Annotated in this window: 18 protein-coding genes; 8 read left to right on the top strand and 10 right to left on the bottom strand. The window is 74.4% G+C overall.

Annotation, left to right across the window (positions count from 1 at the left end; translation table 11 throughout):
• Positions 1–45 precede the first annotated feature (45 nt).
• The 3 genes from IH44_RS0103375 to IH44_RS0103365 form a co-directional block, all read right to left on the bottom strand.
• Complete coding sequence (locus tag IH44_RS0103375) at positions 46–1245, bottom strand: DUF5667 domain-containing protein (RefSeq protein WP_035953757.1); 1200 nt, start codon at positions 1243–1245, stop codon at positions 46–48.
• Between the two features lie 315 nt (positions 1246–1560).
• Positions 1561–2427, bottom strand: coding sequence for an ECF subfamily RNA polymerase sigma factor, BldN family (locus IH44_RS0103370; RefSeq protein ID WP_051816502.1), 867 nt, complete (start codon positions 2425–2427; stop codon positions 1561–1563).
• Between the two features lie 447 nt (positions 2428–2874).
• Complete coding sequence (locus tag IH44_RS0103365) at positions 2875–3798, bottom strand: HAD family phosphatase (RefSeq protein ID WP_030457856.1); 924 nt, start codon at positions 3796–3798, stop codon at positions 2875–2877.
• 83 nt (positions 3799–3881) lie between these two features.
• On the opposite strand from IH44_RS0103365, the gene IH44_RS0103360 reads away from it, so the two are divergent.
• The 7 genes from IH44_RS0103360 (at position 3882) to hemB (ending at position 11061) form a co-directional block, all read left to right on the top strand.
• A complete protein-coding gene (locus IH44_RS0103360) occupies positions 3882–4154 on the top strand; it encodes a glutaredoxin family protein (protein ID WP_030457855.1) in 273 nt (90 codons plus the stop codon).
• 136 nt (positions 4155–4290) lie between these two features.
• Positions 4291–4974, top strand: a complete 684-nt coding sequence (locus tag IH44_RS0103355; RefSeq protein WP_030457854.1) for a 3'-5' exonuclease — start codon at positions 4291–4293, stop codon at positions 4972–4974.
• A gap of 107 nt (positions 4975–5081) precedes the next feature.
• Positions 5082–5942: a redox-sensing transcriptional repressor Rex gene (locus IH44_RS0103350; protein ID WP_051816525.1), complete on the top strand. Its 861-nt coding sequence runs from the start codon at positions 5082–5084 to the stop codon at positions 5940–5942.
• Positions 5943–5973: 31 nt separating this feature from the next.
• Positions 5974–7380 carry a glutamyl-tRNA reductase gene (locus tag IH44_RS0103345; protein ID WP_030457852.1) on the top strand — a complete coding sequence of 469 codons (1407 nt, stop codon included), beginning with the start codon at positions 5974–5976 and terminating at the stop codon, positions 7378–7380.
• A gap of 41 nt (positions 7381–7421) precedes the next feature.
• Entirely contained in the window at positions 7422–8396 is a 975-nt protein-coding gene (gene hemC / locus IH44_RS0103340) for a hydroxymethylbilane synthase (protein ID WP_030457851.1), read from the top strand.
• A complete protein-coding gene (locus IH44_RS0103335) occupies positions 8393–10012 on the top strand; it encodes a uroporphyrinogen-III synthase (protein WP_030457850.1) in 1620 nt (539 codons plus the stop codon). The genes hemC and IH44_RS0103335 overlap by 4 nt, the downstream gene beginning before the upstream one ends.
• Before the next feature lie 68 nt (positions 10013–10080).
• Positions 10081–11061, top strand: a complete 981-nt coding sequence (hemB, locus tag IH44_RS0103330; RefSeq protein ID WP_030457849.1) for a porphobilinogen synthase — start codon at positions 10081–10083, stop codon at positions 11059–11061.
• Between the two features lie 40 nt (positions 11062–11101).
• Here the strand turns inward: hemB and IH44_RS0103325 are convergent, their stop codons facing one another.
• The 4 genes from IH44_RS0103325 to IH44_RS0103310 all read right to left on the bottom strand — a co-directional run bounded on the left by IH44_RS0103325 (position 11102) and on the right by IH44_RS0103310 (position 13328).
• Positions 11102–11914, bottom strand: coding sequence for a hypothetical protein (locus tag IH44_RS0103325; RefSeq protein WP_081966701.1), 813 nt, complete (start codon positions 11912–11914; stop codon positions 11102–11104).
• 122 nt (positions 11915–12036) lie between these two features.
• A complete protein-coding gene (locus tag IH44_RS0103320; RefSeq protein WP_030457847.1) occupies positions 12037–12294 on the bottom strand; it encodes a hypothetical protein in 258 nt (85 codons plus the stop codon).
• Positions 12295–12491: 197 nt separating this feature from the next.
• Positions 12492–12836, bottom strand: coding sequence for a hypothetical protein (locus IH44_RS40520; RefSeq protein ID WP_035953754.1), 345 nt, complete (start codon positions 12834–12836; stop codon positions 12492–12494).
• Positions 12837–12983: 147 nt separating this feature from the next.
• Positions 12984–13328 carry a hypothetical protein gene (locus IH44_RS0103310; RefSeq protein WP_030457845.1) on the bottom strand — a complete coding sequence of 115 codons (345 nt, stop codon included), beginning with the start codon at positions 13326–13328 and terminating at the stop codon, positions 12984–12986.
• A gap of 277 nt (positions 13329–13605) precedes the next feature.
• Here IH44_RS0103310 and IH44_RS0103305 point away from each other — a divergent pair, with 277 nt between their 5' ends.
• Positions 13606–14313 carry a hypothetical protein gene (locus tag IH44_RS0103305; protein ID WP_030457844.1) on the top strand — a complete coding sequence of 236 codons (708 nt, stop codon included), beginning with the start codon at positions 13606–13608 and terminating at the stop codon, positions 14311–14313.
• A gap of 70 nt (positions 14314–14383) precedes the next feature.
• Here the strand turns inward: IH44_RS0103305 and IH44_RS0103295 are convergent, their stop codons facing one another.
• The 3 genes from IH44_RS0103295 to IH44_RS0103285 all read right to left on the bottom strand — a co-directional run bounded on the left by IH44_RS0103295 (position 14384) and on the right by IH44_RS0103285 (position 15503).
• The gene (locus IH44_RS0103295; RefSeq protein WP_051816501.1) at positions 14384–14767 is read right to left on the bottom strand and encodes a hypothetical protein; all 384 of its coding nucleotides are present in this window, start codon (positions 14765–14767) and stop codon (positions 14384–14386) included.
• Positions 14768–14878: 111 nt separating this feature from the next.
• Positions 14879–15172 carry a chaplin gene (locus IH44_RS0103290; RefSeq protein ID WP_030457842.1) on the bottom strand — a complete coding sequence of 98 codons (294 nt, stop codon included), beginning with the start codon at positions 15170–15172 and terminating at the stop codon, positions 14879–14881.
• A gap of 88 nt (positions 15173–15260) precedes the next feature.
• Positions 15261–15503 (bottom strand): chaplin, encoded by a 243-nt coding sequence (locus tag IH44_RS0103285; protein ID WP_030457841.1) that lies wholly within the window; start codon positions 15501–15503, stop codon positions 15261–15263.
• Positions 15504–15565: the final 62 nt, after the last annotated feature.

Raw genomic sequence — 15565 nt, 5'->3', positions numbered from 1 at the left:
AGCAGGGGCGCGGTTCCCCGTGCCCCTGCCGGTGCTCGCGCTCCGCTAGTTGAGCGTCAGGCCCGGGAGCAGGCCCGGGACCAGCGGCGGGATGGTGATGCCCGGGACCGCGCCCGCGGCGGGGGCGCTCGGGGAGCCCGAGGGGGCCGGGGCGGGGGCGGCGGACGCGGCCGGGGAGCCGCTCGCGGCGGGCGAGGCGCCGGTGCCGGTCAGGCCGCCCAGCAGGTCGCCGAGACCGCCCGCGGTGCCCGCACCGGGCGCCGGGCTGACCCGGACCGACGGGACGGCCGCCGGGGCCCGGCCGCCGCTCGCGCCGCCGGACGCCCCGGTGCCGGGCAGCAGCGGCTGCTGCTCCGTGCCGGTGCCCGCACTGCTGCCGCCGCTCGCGCCGCCGCCCGCGGTGCTCCCGCTGCCGCCGCTGCCGCCCTGGCCGGGGACCTGCTCCAGCCGGAGCGGCGCGACGTCCTCGCTTATGTCGTCGAAGAGCTGGTCGACCTTGCCGGCCTGGGCGCTCAGCCCGGACGGCAGCTTGGACTGCAGGGCCGACCAGCGCTGGTCCTCCCCGGCGAAGCCGGCGAGCTGGCGCATCGGGGTGAGCGAGCCGTTGGTGCGGTAGACGGCGCGGAGCAGGTCGCGGCCGCGGATCGCCTCGGCGTGCATGTCGTCGAGCGCGCGGCGGACCTGGTCGACCGTGGTGGGGCTGAGCGAGGTCGGGCTGTCGGAGCGGCCGAGCAGCGACTGCGCCTCGTCGAGCCGGGTGGACGCCTGCTGGAGCAGCAGGGCGCCGCGCTCGGTGTCGCTGTCGGCCCAGTCGAGGCGCAGCCCTTCGAGGCCGCGCTTCATGCCGTACAGGGCGTCGCCCGGGAGGGCGTTGGTGGAGGCGGCGGCGGCTCCGGCGAACCCGCCGACGGCGACGCCGGCGACCAGGCCGCCGATGGCCAGGCGGCGGCCCCAGCGGGTGCGGCGGGTACGCGGGGCGCGCTGGGCGGGGAGGACCGCGGTGGGGGCGCCACCGGCCCACTCCTGCTCGAACGCGGCCATCAGCCGGGCTCGTTGGACCGTCCGCGTCTCGGCGGCGAGCTCGGGGGCGGGCACCGCACCGAGCGCGTCGGCCATGGCGAGGAGCTCGGTCATGGCGGCGGAGCCGGCCCGGTGCGAGCCGCTGCTCCGCTGGTCACTCTGGTGGGCCTCCAGCGCCTCGGCGAAGGACTTCGCCCGCCGGTGCTCCAGCACGTTTGCCGTCACGGGCCACACCTCCCTTCGTCGTTTTCGACACCGTGGCCCGCCGGTTGGTTGTCCCGACAGGCCGAAACCACACCATCGGGTGACAGCTCGAGTTCCCACTTGACTGAGAGCCCGGTGGCGGATTGCACGCTGGCCAACGAGCGGTGTCGGGAGTCGGTTACGCACGACCCCCCTGGCGTATTAAGCAGAGCAGATGACCACTCCGTCACCCGGACGTGCCTGCGGCCGGGGCGGGTTGACGGTCCGTCGGGCGCGGGCGCGGGCGCGGGCCGGGGCCGGGCCGGTCTGTGGGCTGTCACGTCCACGGGCCGCGGATCACCGGGCGTCCGGCGGCAGCAGGCGGGCCAGCGTGCGCACCGCCCGGTACTGCAGCGTCTTGATGGCGCCCTCGTTCTTGCCCATGATCCGGGCCGTCTCGGCGACCGACAGGCCCTGCAGGAAGCGCAGCGTGACGCACTCCTGCTGCTGCGGGTTGAGCCGGCGCACCGCGTCCAGCAGGGCGGCGTTGGAGAGCGACTCCAGCACCGACTCCTCGGGGCTGCGCTCGCACTCGTTGGAGTCGAGCATCTCGCCGGTGGTGACCTCCAGCCGGAACCGGCTGGACTTGAAGTGGTCGGCCACCAGGTTGCGGGCGATGGTGACCAGCCAGGCGCCGAAGTCCCGGCCCTGCCAGGTGAAGGTGCCGATCCGGCGCAGCGCGCGCAGGAAGGTCTCGCTGGTCAGGTCCTCGGCGGTGGCCCGGCTGCCGACCCGGTAGTAGATGTACCGGTACACGGTGTCGGCGTAGTGGTCGTAGAGCCGCCCGAAGGCCTCGCTCTCGCCGTTCTGGGCCCGCTCGACCAGCTCCACCACCGGGTTGTGCTCGGTGTCGTAGCCGGGCCCGGCGGGCGCGCTGCGGGAGCGGCCGCGGGTGCCGGGGGCGGGCACGGTGCGGCCGCGCGGGCCCGCGGCGGGGGCGCTGCCGGAGGCGGCGGAGCCGGTCGTGGTCGAGCGCAGCAGCGGTGCGGCGAACGCGGCCGGGGCGGGCGCGGCGAACGCGGGGCCGGCCACCGCGGGCTGCGGCACGACCAGTTCGAACTCGCGGATCGCGGCCCACAGCCGTTCCAGGCGCACACCGCGGCGCAGAGTGGCGGTCGACGGGCGGGAGGTGGCTGGCGCGTCGTTCCGGACGGGTGGGTACACGGGACTCCCAGAGGCAGAACTGTGGACGGATCACCTCCGCCTGTGCGGAGAGCACGCCGCACTGGCCACCCGTCACGGGGACGTTCGGGTGGGGTGCATCCAGGAGAGAATAACGCTTTGTGCAATGACAGCTACACCGCGTGGTCGAAGTGGTCGGTTGAGGTCCACTTCTTGCGCATATTCACCTACCGGTGACCGGAGTTGGCGCCATCCATCCGGCTCAATGTGACCATTTGTGCACAGCAGGTGACCGAACACCGGTGCGCAGGCCGGGTTTCCCCGCTATCCGCCGCCCCAACCCACGACTTTGGCCGACTGCCGAACGATCAGTTCCGGTCAGGGCCGGACGCTCCCGAACCACTGCCCGCCCCCGGGCGCCCCCGCACCGCTCCGACCTGCACGACCACCCGCACAGGGGCGTGTCGCGGCCACCGGGTTGACGCCGGATCAGGCCCGCTGCCGGCGGTGCACCGCGACCGCCGCCGCGGCCGCCCCCGCCAGCACGCCCAGCCCGGCCGCCGCCGGGAGGCCGATCCGGGCCGCCTTCCGCCCGGTCCGGAAGTCCCGCACCCGCCAGCCCATCGCCCGCGCGTGCCGGCGCAGCGCCCCGTCCGGGTTGATCACGTACGGGTGGCCGACCAGGCTCAGCATCGGGATGTCGTTGGCGGAGTCGCTGAACGCCGCGCAGCGCGCCAGGTCCAACTGCTCGCGGCGGGCCAGCTCCTGCACCGCGGCCGCCTTGGCCGGGCCGTGCAGCATCCCGCCGACCAGCCGGCCGGTGTACTCGCCGTCCCGGGTCTCGGCGACGGTGCCGAGCGCGCCGGTCATGCCCAGCCGGCGGGCGATCAGCCGGGCCACCTCCTGCGGCGCGGCGGTCACCAGCCACACCCGCTGCCCGGCGTCCAGGTGCATCTGCACCAGCGCCCGGGTGCCCGGCCAGACCTTCTCGGCCAGCACCGGCTCGAAGATCTCCTCGCAGATCCGCTCCAGGTCCGCGGTGCGCTTGCCGGCCACCAGCCCGAGCGCGCTGTCCCGGGCGTCGGCGATGTGCTCCGGGTTCTCCGCGCCGTGCAGCCGGAACGCCGCCTGCTGCCAGGCGAACCGGGCCAGGTCGCGGCGGGAGAAGAAGCGCCGCCGGTACAGCCCGACCCCGAGGTAGAAGATCGCCGCCCCGCGCAGGATGGTGTTGTCGCAGTCGAAGAACGCGGCCGCCCGGACGTCCCCGGGCTCCGGCGTGTGGTCGCCCGCGGGCGCCTTCGGCGGCTGCGGCGCGAGCTGGGCCTCGGCGGCGTCGGCCGCGGCCTCGGCCGCCAGGGCGGTCCGGTCGCCGGTGGAACGCCTTGACTGGGTGAGCCTTCGTAGCGCGGCCATGCGACGAGCATAGTCAGCGCGGCCGACCGACCCCGTGTCCGCGGAGTGCCGCCGCAGTGAACGGGCGGCGGCACAATGAACCGGTGAGCCTGCTGCGACGCGCGAAGAAGAACCCCGCCGAGACCACCGTCACCCTGATCGGCAAGCCCGGCTGCCACCTCTGCGAGGACGCCCGCGCGGTGATCCTCAAGGTCACCGGCGACCTGGGCGCCGCCTTCGAGGAGAAGGACATCCTCCAGGACCCGGCCCTCTACGAGCAGTACGCCGAGCAGATCCCGGTCACCCTGGTCGACGGCCGCCAGCACGACTTCTGGCGGGTCGACGAGGCCCGGCTGCGCAAGGCGCTCGGCGCCTAGCCCGGCCCCCCGGCCCCCGCCGGGTACCCGTGCTTCGTGAACGTTCGATGAAGATCGGCCTAGGAGTTCCTTCACTCCTCGGCTTACGATCGAACGGTTTCCGTGTCCGCCGGGGGCTGTGCAAGAGGAGGGCGCGATGAACGGCTACGCCGTCGTCGACGTCGAGGCCACCGGTCGTAGCCCCTGGCGCCACCGGGTGGTCGAGGTGGCCGTGGTGCAGCTGGACGCCGGGCTGCGCACCGAGCGGGAGTTCACCACGCTGGTCGACCCGGCCGGGCCGGTCGGGCCGACGCACGTGCACGGCATAGCCCAGGACGACGTCGAGGGCGCGCCGCGGTTCCGGCAGATCGCGCCCCGGCTGCTGGAGCTGCTGGCCGGCCGGGTGCTGGTCGGCCACCACGTGACGTGCGACCGGGCGTTCCTGGAGCGCGAGTTCGCCCGGATCGGGGTGGCGCTGCCGCCGGTGCCGCTGCTGTGCACGATGCGGATCGCCCGCCGGATGCTGCCGGAGGCCGGCGGCTTCGGGCTGTCCGCGTGCGTGGAGGCGGCCGGGCTGGGCTGGTTCCCGGCGCACACCGCGCTCGGCGACGCGCAGGCGACGGTGGAGCTGCTGCGGCACTGCCGCCGGACCGGCTGCCCGGACGTCCGGCTGCCCGCGCCGCCCGCCGCACCGGTGGTGCCGTGGCCGCGGCTGGGCCCGGCCCGCTCGGCCGGCTCGCGCGGGGAGGCCCCGCTGCTGCGCCGGGTGGCGCCGCTGGGGCCGTGGCCGGCGGGGGTGGAGGGCCCGCGGGCGCTGATCGGTTCGGCGGGTTACGAGTGATGCGTGTCACTGTTCGGGGACAAATCGGACACCATCTTTGTGCACACGTTCACAAACGCATAGCCTGGCGGTCCAAGCCCAGCTTCACCCACAGGAGCAACGTGGCAATCGGCCGACCCTCACCCAGCAGTTCGCAGACGCCCGACCCGGGCGCCGCGCGCAGGTCCTCGCGTGCGCGGGGCATCCCCGAGGCGACCGTGGCCCGCCTCCCGCTCTACCTGCGGGCGCTGACCGCGCTCTCCGAGCGCTCGGTCCCGACCGTCTCCTCCGAGGAGCTGGCCGCCGCCGCCGGGGTGAACTCCGCGAAGCTCCGCAAGGACTTCTCCTACCTCGGCTCCTACGGCACCCGCGGCGTCGGGTACGACGTGGAGTACCTCGTCTACCAGATCTCCCGCGAGCTGGGCCTCACCCAGGACTGGCCGGTCGTCATCGTCGGCATCGGCAACCTCGGCCACGCCCTCGCCAACTACGGCGGTTTCGCCTCCCGGGGCTTCCGGGTAGCCGCGCTGCTGGACGCCGACCCGAACGTGGTCGGCAGCACCGCCGCGGGCCTGCCCGTGCGGCACATGGACGAGCTGGAGGAGATCGTCGCCACCCAGCACGTCTCCATCGGCGTGATCACCACCCCGCCCGGTGCCGCCCAGCAGGTCTGCGACCGGCTGGTGGAGGCCGGCGTGACCAGCATCCTGAACTTCGCCCCGACCGTGCTGACCGTGCCGGACGGGGTGGACGTGCGCAAGGTCGACCTGTCGATAGAGCTGCAGATCCTCGCCTTCCACGAGCAGCGCAAGGCCGGCGACGAGCCGTCCGCGGGCGACTCGGTGCTCGACCGCGCCCCCGGCCCGGTTCGGGCCGCCGCTGCCAAACTGCGTCGGGCCGCCGGTGGCGGCAAGGCCGAGCAGGCGAAGACCGCGCCCGCCGCCAAGGCGGGCCCGGACGACGACCTGTCCGCGGTGATGCCGGCGTGAGCACGCACATCCGTCACGACGAGGTGGGGGCATGAGTCTTCTGGTAGTCGGTCTGAGCCACCGGACCGCGCCGGTCGGCGTGCTGGAGCGCGCCGCGCTCACCGGCGACAGCCCGACCCGGGTGCTGCACGAGGCGGCCGCGTCGGCGACCGTCGCCGAGGCCGCGCTGGTCAACACCTGCAACCGGATCGAGCTGTACGCCGACGTGGACAAGTTCCACGCGGGCGTCGCCGAGCTGTCCCAGCTGCTCGCCGGGCACAGCGGCGTCGACCTGGACGAGCTCACCCCCCACCTGTACGTGCACTACGAGGACCGCGCCGTCCACCACCTGTTCTCGGTGGCCTGCGGCCTGGACTCGATGGTGGTCGGCGAGGGCCAGATCCTCGGCCAGCTGCGCGACGCGCTGGCCAAGGCCCAGGAGGAGCACACCGCGGGCCGCGGCCTGAACGAGCTGTTCCAGCAGGCCCTGCGGGTCGGCAAGCGCGCCCACAGCGAGACCGGCATCGACAAGGCCGGCCAGTCGCTGGTCACCTTCGGCCTGGAGCAGGTCGCCGCCGGGGCCGGCCCGATCGCCGGCAAGCGCGCCCTGGTGGTCGGCGCGGGCTCGATGAGCTCGCTGGCCGCCGCCACCCTGGTCCGCTCCGGCGTCACCGACCTGCTGATCGCCAACCGCACCCCGGCCCGCGCCGAGCGGCTGGTGGAGATCCTCGGCGGCGCCGCCCGCACCCTGGACTTCGCCAAGGTCCCGCAGGCGCTCGCCGACGTCGACCTGGTGATCTCCTGCACCGGCGCGGCCGGCACCGTGATCGACGCCCCCGAGGTCGCCGCCGCGCTCGCCCTCCGCACCGCCGGACAACCCCTCGCCTTCCTCGACCTGGCCATGCCCCGGGACGTCGACCACGCCGTGCACGCCCTCGACGGCGCGCTGCTGGTCGACCTGGAGAGCCTCTCGCACGCGCACGCCGCCACCCCCGGCGCCGGCGACGTGGACGCCGTCTCCACCATCGTCGCGGACGAGGTCACCGCCTTCGGGCAGGCCCAGCGCGCCGCCCGGATCGCCCCGACCGTGGTCGCCCTGCGCGCCATGGCCTCCGAGGTGGTCCGCAGCGAACTCGCCCGCCTCACCTCGCGGCTGCCGGACCTCGACGAGCGCTCCAGCGCGGAGATCTCGCAGACCGTGCGCCGGGTGGTCGACAAACTGCTGCACGCCCCGACCGTCAAGGTCAAGCAGCTCGCCGCCGAACCCGGCGGAGCCTCCTACGCGGAAGCCCTGCGCGAACTGTTCGACTTGGACCCCGCGGCAGTGCACGCTGTCTCCGGCACCCCGATCGGCGCCCAGGCGGGATCCTCGATCCCGCCGGGCGGCATCCCCGCCGCCCAGGCCGCCGTCGCCCCGCCCGCCGGAGCCACCGCCCCGCCCGCCGGAGCCACCAGATGAACACCCCGTCAGCCCCCCAGCACGACCAGGACGATCACCTCATGAATGGTCAAGAGACAGTGACGCCGCTGCGCCTCGGCACCCGCCGCAGCGCCCTCGCCATGGCCCAGTCGGGCATGGTCGCGGAGGAGGTGGCCGAGATCACCGGCCGCCGGGTGGAGCTGGTCGAGATCACCACCTACGGGGACGTCTCCCGCGAGTCGCTGGCCCAGATCGGCGGCACCGGGGTGTTCGTCTCCGCCCTGCGCGACGCCCTGCTGGAGGGCCGGATCGACCTGGCCGTCCACTCGCTCAAGGACCTGCCCACCGCCGCCCCCGCCGGGCTGCTGCTGGCCGCCGTCCCCGAGCGCGAGGACGTCCGGGACGCGCTGGTCGCCCGCGACGGCCTGGACCTGGCCGGACTGGTCGGCAAGAGCTCCGGCCGCACCGTCCGGGTCGGCACCGGCTCCCCGCGCCGGATGGCCCAGCTCAACGCCTGGGCCCGGGCCCGCGGCGCCGACCTGGAGACCGTGCCGATCCGCGGCAACGTCGACACCCGGATCAACTACGTCCGCTCCGGCGAGCTGGACGCCGTGGTGCTGGCCACCGCCGGACTCAACCGGCTCGGCCGCTCCGCGGAGATCACCGAGCACCTCGACCCCGCGCTGATGCTCCCCGCCCCCGGGCAGGGCGCGCTCGCCGTCGAGTGCGTCGACCCGACCCTGGCCGCCGTGCTGGCCCGGCTCGACCACCGCCCCACCCGGGCCGCCGTGGTCGCCGAACGCGCCCTGCTGGCCACCCTGGAGGCGGGCTGCTCCGCCCCGGTCGCCGCCCTGGCCGCCTGGACCGGCACCGAACTGCGCCTGGACGGCGTGGTCGGCACCACCGACGGCGCCGAACTGCTCAAGATGTCCGCCAACGGCCCGCTCGTCCCCGACGAGACCGCCGAGGAGCAGGCCGCGGCCCTGGGCCGCGCCCTGGCCACCCGGCTGCTCGACACCGGAGCGGCCAACCTGATGGGGGAGCGCGCCCGATGACCGCCGCCGGATTCCACCCGCCCGCAGGGCGCTGCACCTTCCTCGGCGCCGGCCCCGGCGACCCCGGACTGCTCACCCTGCGTGCCGTCGACGTGCTCGGCACCGCCGACGTACTGATCGCCGACCCGCTGACCGCCGCCGCGGTCCGCACGCACTGTCCGACCGGCGTCCAGGTCCTCGACCCGGCCGACGCCGGCAAGGAGCTCGCCGACCTGGCCGCCGACGCGGTCAAGGCCGGCCGCCACCTGGTCCGCACCGTCGACGGCGACCCCGGCCTGGACGGCTGCGCCGCCCAGGAGATGCTGCGCTGCGCCCAGGCCGGCGTGCCGTTCGAGGTCGTCCCGGGCGTCGCCCAGTCGGTGGGCGTGCCCGCCTACGCGGGCGTGCCGCTGCGCGGCGGCCAGGGCGCGGACGTCCGCTTCGTGGACGCCGAGGCGCTGCTGGCCGGCCAGGTCGTCGACCTGGGCGCGCCGGAGACCACCCTGGTGGTGCGCACCACCCTGGGCCAGCTGCCCGCGACCGCCAACTCCCTGGTGGCGCACGGCCGCAAGCCCGACGCGGCGCTCTCCGCGACGCTGTCGGGCACCACCACCCGGCAGCGCACCTTCACCTCCACGCTGGCCGCCATCGCCGCCGACCTGAAGGCCGCCCGGGTGCTGCCCTCGCCGGTCTCCGCCCCGGTGGACCCGGCGACCTCGGTGATAGCCGTGGTGGGCGAGCAGGTCGCCCACCGGGCCTCGCACTCGTGGTTCGAGACCAAGCCGCTGTTCGGCTGGAACGTCCTCGTGCCGCGCACCAAGGAACAGGCCCACGGCCTGTCCGACCAGCTGCGCTCGTACGGCGCGGTGCCGCAGGAGGTGCCGACCATCGCGGTCGAGCCGCCGCGCACCCCGCAGCAGATGGAGCGGGCCATCAAGGGCCTGGTCACCGGACGCTACGAGTGGATCGCCTTCACCTCGGTCAACGCCGTCAAGGCCGTCCGGGAGAAGTTCGAGGAGTACGGCCTGGACGCCCGGGCGTTCGCCGGGATCAAGGTCGCCGCGGTCGGCGAGACCACCGCGCAGGCGCTGGTCGACTTCGGCGTCAAGCCCGACCTGGTGCCCTCCGGCGAGCAGTCCGCCGCGGGCCTGCTGGAGGACTGGCCGCCGTACGACCCGGTGTTCGACCCGATCGACCGGGTGCTGCTGCCGCGCGCCGACATCGCCACCGAGACCCTGGTGGCCGGCCTGGTCGAACTCGGCTGGGAGGTCGACGACGTGACCGCGTACCGCACGGTGCGCGCCTCGCCGCCGCCGGCCGAGACCCGCGAGGCGATCAAGGGCGGCGGCTTCGACGCGGTGCTGTTCACCTCGTCCTCGACCGTCCGGAACCTGGTCGGCATCGCCGGCAAGCCGCACAACGTGACCGTCATCGCCTGCATCGGCCCGGCCACCGCCAAGACGGCGGAGGAGCACGGCCTGCGGGTCGACGTGATGGCCCCGGCCCCGTCCGCGTCCGCGCTCGCCCAGGCGCTCGCCGACTTCGGGGCCACCCGCCGGGACGCCGCCACCGCGGCGGGCGAGCCGGTCTACCGGCCGAGCGAACGCCGCCCCGGCTCGCGCCGCAAGGCGCGCTGACCCTCGGTCGGGGGGAGGCCCTCGGGCCTCCCCCCGGCGCATTCTCCGCGACCCAGGGAGCCTTCGAAGTGTCCGCCGAATTCCCGTCCGTCCGCCCGCGCCGGCTGCGCTCCACCCCGGCGATGCGCCGCCTGGTCGCCGAGACCCGGCTGCACCCGGCCGAGCTGGTCCTGCCCGCGTTCGTCCGCGAGGGGATCACCGAGCCGAGGCCGATCACCTCGATGCCGGGCGTGGTCCAGCACACCCGGGACACCCTGCGCCGGGCCGCCGTCGAGGCCGCCGAGGCCGGGGTCGGCGGCCTCATGCTGTTCGGCGTCCCCGAGGTGCAGGACGCGGTCGGCTCCGAGGGCACCAACCCCGAGGGCATCCTGCAGCTCGCCATCCGCGACGTGGTCTCCGAGGTCGGCGACCAGCTGGTGGTGATGTCCGACCTGTGCCTGGACGAGTACACCGACCACGGCCACTGCGGGGTGCTCGCCGAGGACGGCTCGGTCGACAACGACGCCACCCTGGAGCGCTACGCCGAGATGGCCGTCGTCCAGGCCGACGCGGGCGTCCACCTGGTCGGCCCGTCCGGGATGATGGACGGTCAGGTCGCGGTGATCCGCAAGGCGCTGGACGCGGCCGGGCACCGGGACACCGGCATCCTCGCCTACACCGCCAAGTACGCCTCGGCGTTCTTCGGCCCGTTCCGGGAGGCCGTCGGCTCCTCGCTCAAGGGCGACCGCAAGACCTACCAGCAGGACCCGGCCAACGCCCGCGAGGCGCTGCGCGAACTGGAGCAGGACCTCGCCGAGGGCGCCGACCTGGTGATGGTCAAGCCCGCGATGGCCTACCTGGACATCCTGCGCCAGGTCGCCGACGCCTCCCCGGTGCCGGTCTCCGCGTACCAGGTCTCCGGCGAGTACGCGATGGTCGAGGCCGCCGCGGCCAACGGCTGGATCGACCGCGAGCGGACGATCATGGAGACCCTCACCTCGATCCGCCGGGCCGGCGCCGAGCAGATTCTCACCTACTGGGCGGTCGAGGCCGCGGGCCTGCTGCGCTGACGGGGCGTCGGATTCGTCAGGTGCGTCAGGTGCGCCGGGATCAGGCGGACTTCGGGAAGTCCTTCCGCTTGATCTTGGCGCGCCGCCCGTCCGGGTGGTGGAAGACGATGCCCTCGGCGAGCGCGCCCGGCGCGAACCGGCTCTCCAGCTCCGCCAGGTGCTCCTGCAGGCCCCGGTAGCTGCGCGGGACCTCCTCGTACACCGGCGCCTCGCGGTCGAACGGCAGGCACAGGTGGGCGTCCAGCCCCAGCGGGTTGCCCTGGATCCGCGGTCCCAGCGCCTCGCACGGGTGCTCCCCGTCCGGCCAGTCGGCCACCTCGGTGCCGCGGGCGGCGGCCAGGATCCACCTGTCCTCGGCGGCGTCCTCGGCGGTGTCGACGTACCAGCCGTCGACGATGCCCAGCTTCTTCTGCGCGGCGCTCGGGTTGCGGCGCTTCTCCACCCGCACCAACTGCCCCGAGCGGACGGTCAGTCGGACGTTCGTGCCGTCCAGCTTCTCGGTCGCCGTGCCCTCCCCGGCGAACACCCAGGCGCACTCGGCGCGCGGGCGGTCCACCACCCGGAAACCGGCGTCCCGCTCGAACAGCGTCGGGATCTTCTCCATGGTCGCCATCCCCCTCCGTACCTGACCGACGAGCTCCTCGGGCGTGACCGTCCCCGCGGCCAGGCCGGCGGCCAGCGCGCGGACCAGGTCCGCGACCGACACCTCCGCCTCCACGGCGACCCGCTTCAGCGCCTTCTTCTCCTCCGGCGACACCCAGGCCACCAGCCGGGACCAGCCCTCCGGCGGCACCCAGCGGGCCAGCTTCTCCGGGTCCTTCCTGGGCCTGCCGCGGCCGCGTTTCTCCTCCACGGGCGTCGACGGTAGGTCGGCTTTTCCCTGGTGTCAATTGGCATAACGGAAAATCGGCGCGGGCACGGCGAAGGGCGCGGCGGCCGTGAACGGCCGTCGCGCCCCGGGTGGTTGACGTCGGGTCAGCCGATGTCGACGATGCCGCCCTCGCCGCCGCCGACGGCGGTGTCGGTGGCCCAGCCGTAGCCGCCGCCCGCGGTGAAGATGTGGGAGGTCTCGGCGAAGCCCGCCCAGTGGCCGGCGACGAAGGGCTCGTCGGCGGTGGCGACACCCTCCTGGCCGCCGCCGACGGCGACGTGCGCATAGGCGGGGGCGGCGATGCCGGCCAGTGCGAGGGCGGCGACGGAGGTGACGACGACCTTGCCCAGCTTGCTCTTCATGGGGGTTCCTCTCTGCGTCAGGGTGGTTCTACGGGAACACAGCGGTGCGGCTGGATCGGCGCTGCACGCGCCCACCGGTGCTCCGATCACCCGATCGCGCCGCAGACGAACGGGTTTCCGGGAGCGGCCGGAGACATGGAACCGCCGGGCCCGCGGGATCGCTCCCCCGGACCCGGCGGTCGGTTGCGACCGGAAGGTCAGCCGATCAGGTGGCTGACGCCACCGTCGCCGCTGCCCACGGTGTTCTGGCCGACGACGCAGGTCTGCGACGGCTGGTTGTTGAGGACACCGGCCTCGACCGGCACCGCGACACCGATGACGGCGACGGCGATGTTGTGGACCTCGGGGAGGCAGAGGTTCGGGTTGTCCAGGGTGTGGAAGTTCGGGCTGTGGTTGCCCGAGGTGCCGGTGGCGTTGGTGCCGCCGTTGCCCTGAACCGAGGTGGCGGCGCCGTCCGCGTCGCCGATGGCCATCGCCGGGGAGGCGATCGAGGCGAGACCGGCGGCGGCGATGCCGGCGGCGGCGAGAGCCTTCTTGATCATTGGGTTTTCCTTTTCGGATCTGATGGAGTGGAGCAGCGGACCGACGCGTGGCTCGCGCCCGGTCCTGACCGCCGGGCCGGGGGAGCGGACCGGGCGGGTCGTGCCGCGCGGAGCGTGGGGCTCCGCGCCGGGGGCAGTGGCGGTGGGTCAGCCGACCAGGTGGGAGACGCCGCCGTCACCGCTGCCGAGGGTGCCCTGGCCGACCACGCAGGTCTGCTTGGGCTGGTTGTTGAGCGCGTCCACCTCGACCGGGACAGCCACGCCGAGCACGCCGACGCCGATGTTGTGGATCTCCGGGAGGCAGATGTTCGGGTTGTCGGCGAAGTGGAAGTTCGGGCTGTTGTTGCCCCAGGTGCCGGTGGCGTTGGTGCCGCCGTTGCCCTGGATCGAGCCGGCCGAACCGTCCGCGTTGCCGATGGCGACGGCGGGGGTGGACACCGCGGCGAGCGCGGCGGCGGCCAGGCCGACGGTAGCGAAAGTCTTCTTGAGCATGGTGGAGATGCCTCTCTGAAATGCTGTTCGAGGGGTGCTGCCCCGTCGTCGTCGGGATCAAAGAATGGCGGCACGGAAAGTTACGGGGTCCGGAGGAAATTCGTCATCGGTCACCGGTTTACCCGCGCGCCGGTCGGATTTTCGTCGGTGCGGAGATCGGATTATTCAGCCGTTCCGGTTAACTCCCGCTATCCGCGAGGGAGCTGACTCGTTCGCCAGGGTGCCCACCAGGCACTCGAACCCATTTCCCGAACTCCCCGAACGAACGGCGAACAGCATGAAGCTCTCCAAGCGGGCGACCGGCGCCCTGCTGCTGGCGGTCGGCGCCGGCGTGGTGGCGGCGCAGGGCGCGGCCCAGGCCGCTCCGAAGACCCCGGCCGAGGTGGCCGCGATCGAGAACGGCCTGGCCACCCAGGAGGTGCCGTTCAGCATCCCGCTCAGCGCGGCCACCGCCCCGCTGCCGCTGCTGCCGGACGGCGGCGAGGTGCACGGCGGGATCCCGACCTCGCCGCTGATGCCGCCCACCGGGACCGACCAGAGCCCGACCCGGCCGATCCCGGACCACGTGCTGCCCGCGCTCAACGGCGGCAAGGCCGGCCCCTCGCTGGGCGCGGTGCTCCCGCTGCCCGAGGTCGACCGCGGCGCCGAGCTCGGCACCCTCGGCCTGGACGCCCCGGCCGCCCCGCTCAACCTGGGCGGCCCGGCGGTCGGCCTGGGCCAGCCGGTCTCCTTCGTGGAGGGGCAGGGCGGCCAACTCACCGACGCCGCACTGACCCTGGACAAGGTCGACCCGCACCTGGTGACCGCGCCGGTGCAGGCCGTCCCGGGCGCGAGCGCCTCGCTCGGCGGCCAGCAGGACCGGATCTCGGTCACCGACTCGGTGCGGAACCTGGCCGCCACCACCACCGCCACCACCGGCGAGATGATGAACCAGGCCGACCCGGTGGGCATCCTCGCCAGCGGGCTGGACCGGACGCAGTTCTGACGGCCGGTCGGACACGGCGGAGCGGCCCGGGCCCCTCGCGGGGGGAGCCCGGGCCGCTCCGCGTCCGCGCTCAGCCCGGCAGCACGCCGAGCAGCGGGCCGGCCAGCGGGAGGTCCTTCGCGCCGCCGCCGCCGGACAGCGGCGCGGTGAGCGGGGCGGTGCCGACCGGGGCGACGCCGTTGTCGGGGACGACCGCGACGCCGTTGTTCAGCACGTCCGCACCGGAGCCGGCCCACGGGTCGAGCCGCAGGTCCTTCACCGGGGCGACGGCGTAGCCGAGCGCGCCGGTGGTGCTGCCGACGGCCTGCTGGGGGTCGGTGTTCTGCAGGTGAGTGGTGGGCACGGGCAGCCCGCCGAGCGTCTCGGTCTCGGCGTGCGCGGCCTGGGCGGTGACGCCGCCGAGCAGCACGGCGGCGCCGAGCGCGGCCACGGCGCCGGTGGTCTTCCGGGTCATCGGCCAATCCTTCGGGGTGAGTGGAGCGGTGCTCCAGGGGGAACGCGCGCGGCCCCCCGGCCGCGGGGCCGAGGGGCAGTCTGCACGGGGTTACCGATCAGCCGGGGCCGTTCAGCAGTCGTCGCCGACCGGCGGCTCGTGGTGCTCGTGGTGCTCGGCCGGCACGTCCACGTTGGCGCAGGAGTTGCCGAACGCCGGGTTCAGCAGGCCGATGACGTTGATCGAGTTGCCGCAGACGTTCACCGGGACGTGCACCGGGACCTGCACCGCGTTGCCCGAGAGCACGCCGGGGGAGTTGGCGGCGACGCCCTCGGCGCCGGCGGAGGCGTTGGCCAGACCGGCCGAGCCGAGGACCAGGCCGGCCGCGGCGGCCGACAGGACGGCGGCCTTCTTCACGTTCTGCATGGGGGTTGATCTCCTAGATCACACAGGGAGTTGGTGCGCCGCACCGCACCCGGGGGTGCGGTGCGGCGCGGGCGCTGCGTCAGGCAGTTCAGCCGACGTTGGCGCAGGAGTTGCCGAACGCCGGGTTCAGCAGGCCGATCACGTTGACGGTGTTGCCGCAGACGTTGACCGGGACGTGCACCGGGACCTGGACCAGGTTGCCGGAGAGCACGCCGGGGGAGCCGGCGGCGACGCCCTCGGCGCCGGAGGAGGCGTTGGCCAGGCCGGCCGAGCCGAGGACCAGACCGGCGGCGGCGACGGACAGGACCGCGGCCTTCTTGAAGTTGCGCATAGCTCTCTTCCTCACGTTCTGCCCGACTGATGGATGGTCGGGTGCCGGGCGATCGCATCATC

It is taken from the genome of Kitasatospora sp. NRRL B-11411, assembly GCF_000721345.1.
Taxonomy (GTDB): Bacteria; Actinomycetota; Actinomycetes; order Streptomycetales; family Streptomycetaceae; genus Kitasatospora; species Kitasatospora cineracea.
Note: the sequence above shows the minus strand (reverse complement) of the source record. Positions and strands in the feature narration are given on the sequence as shown.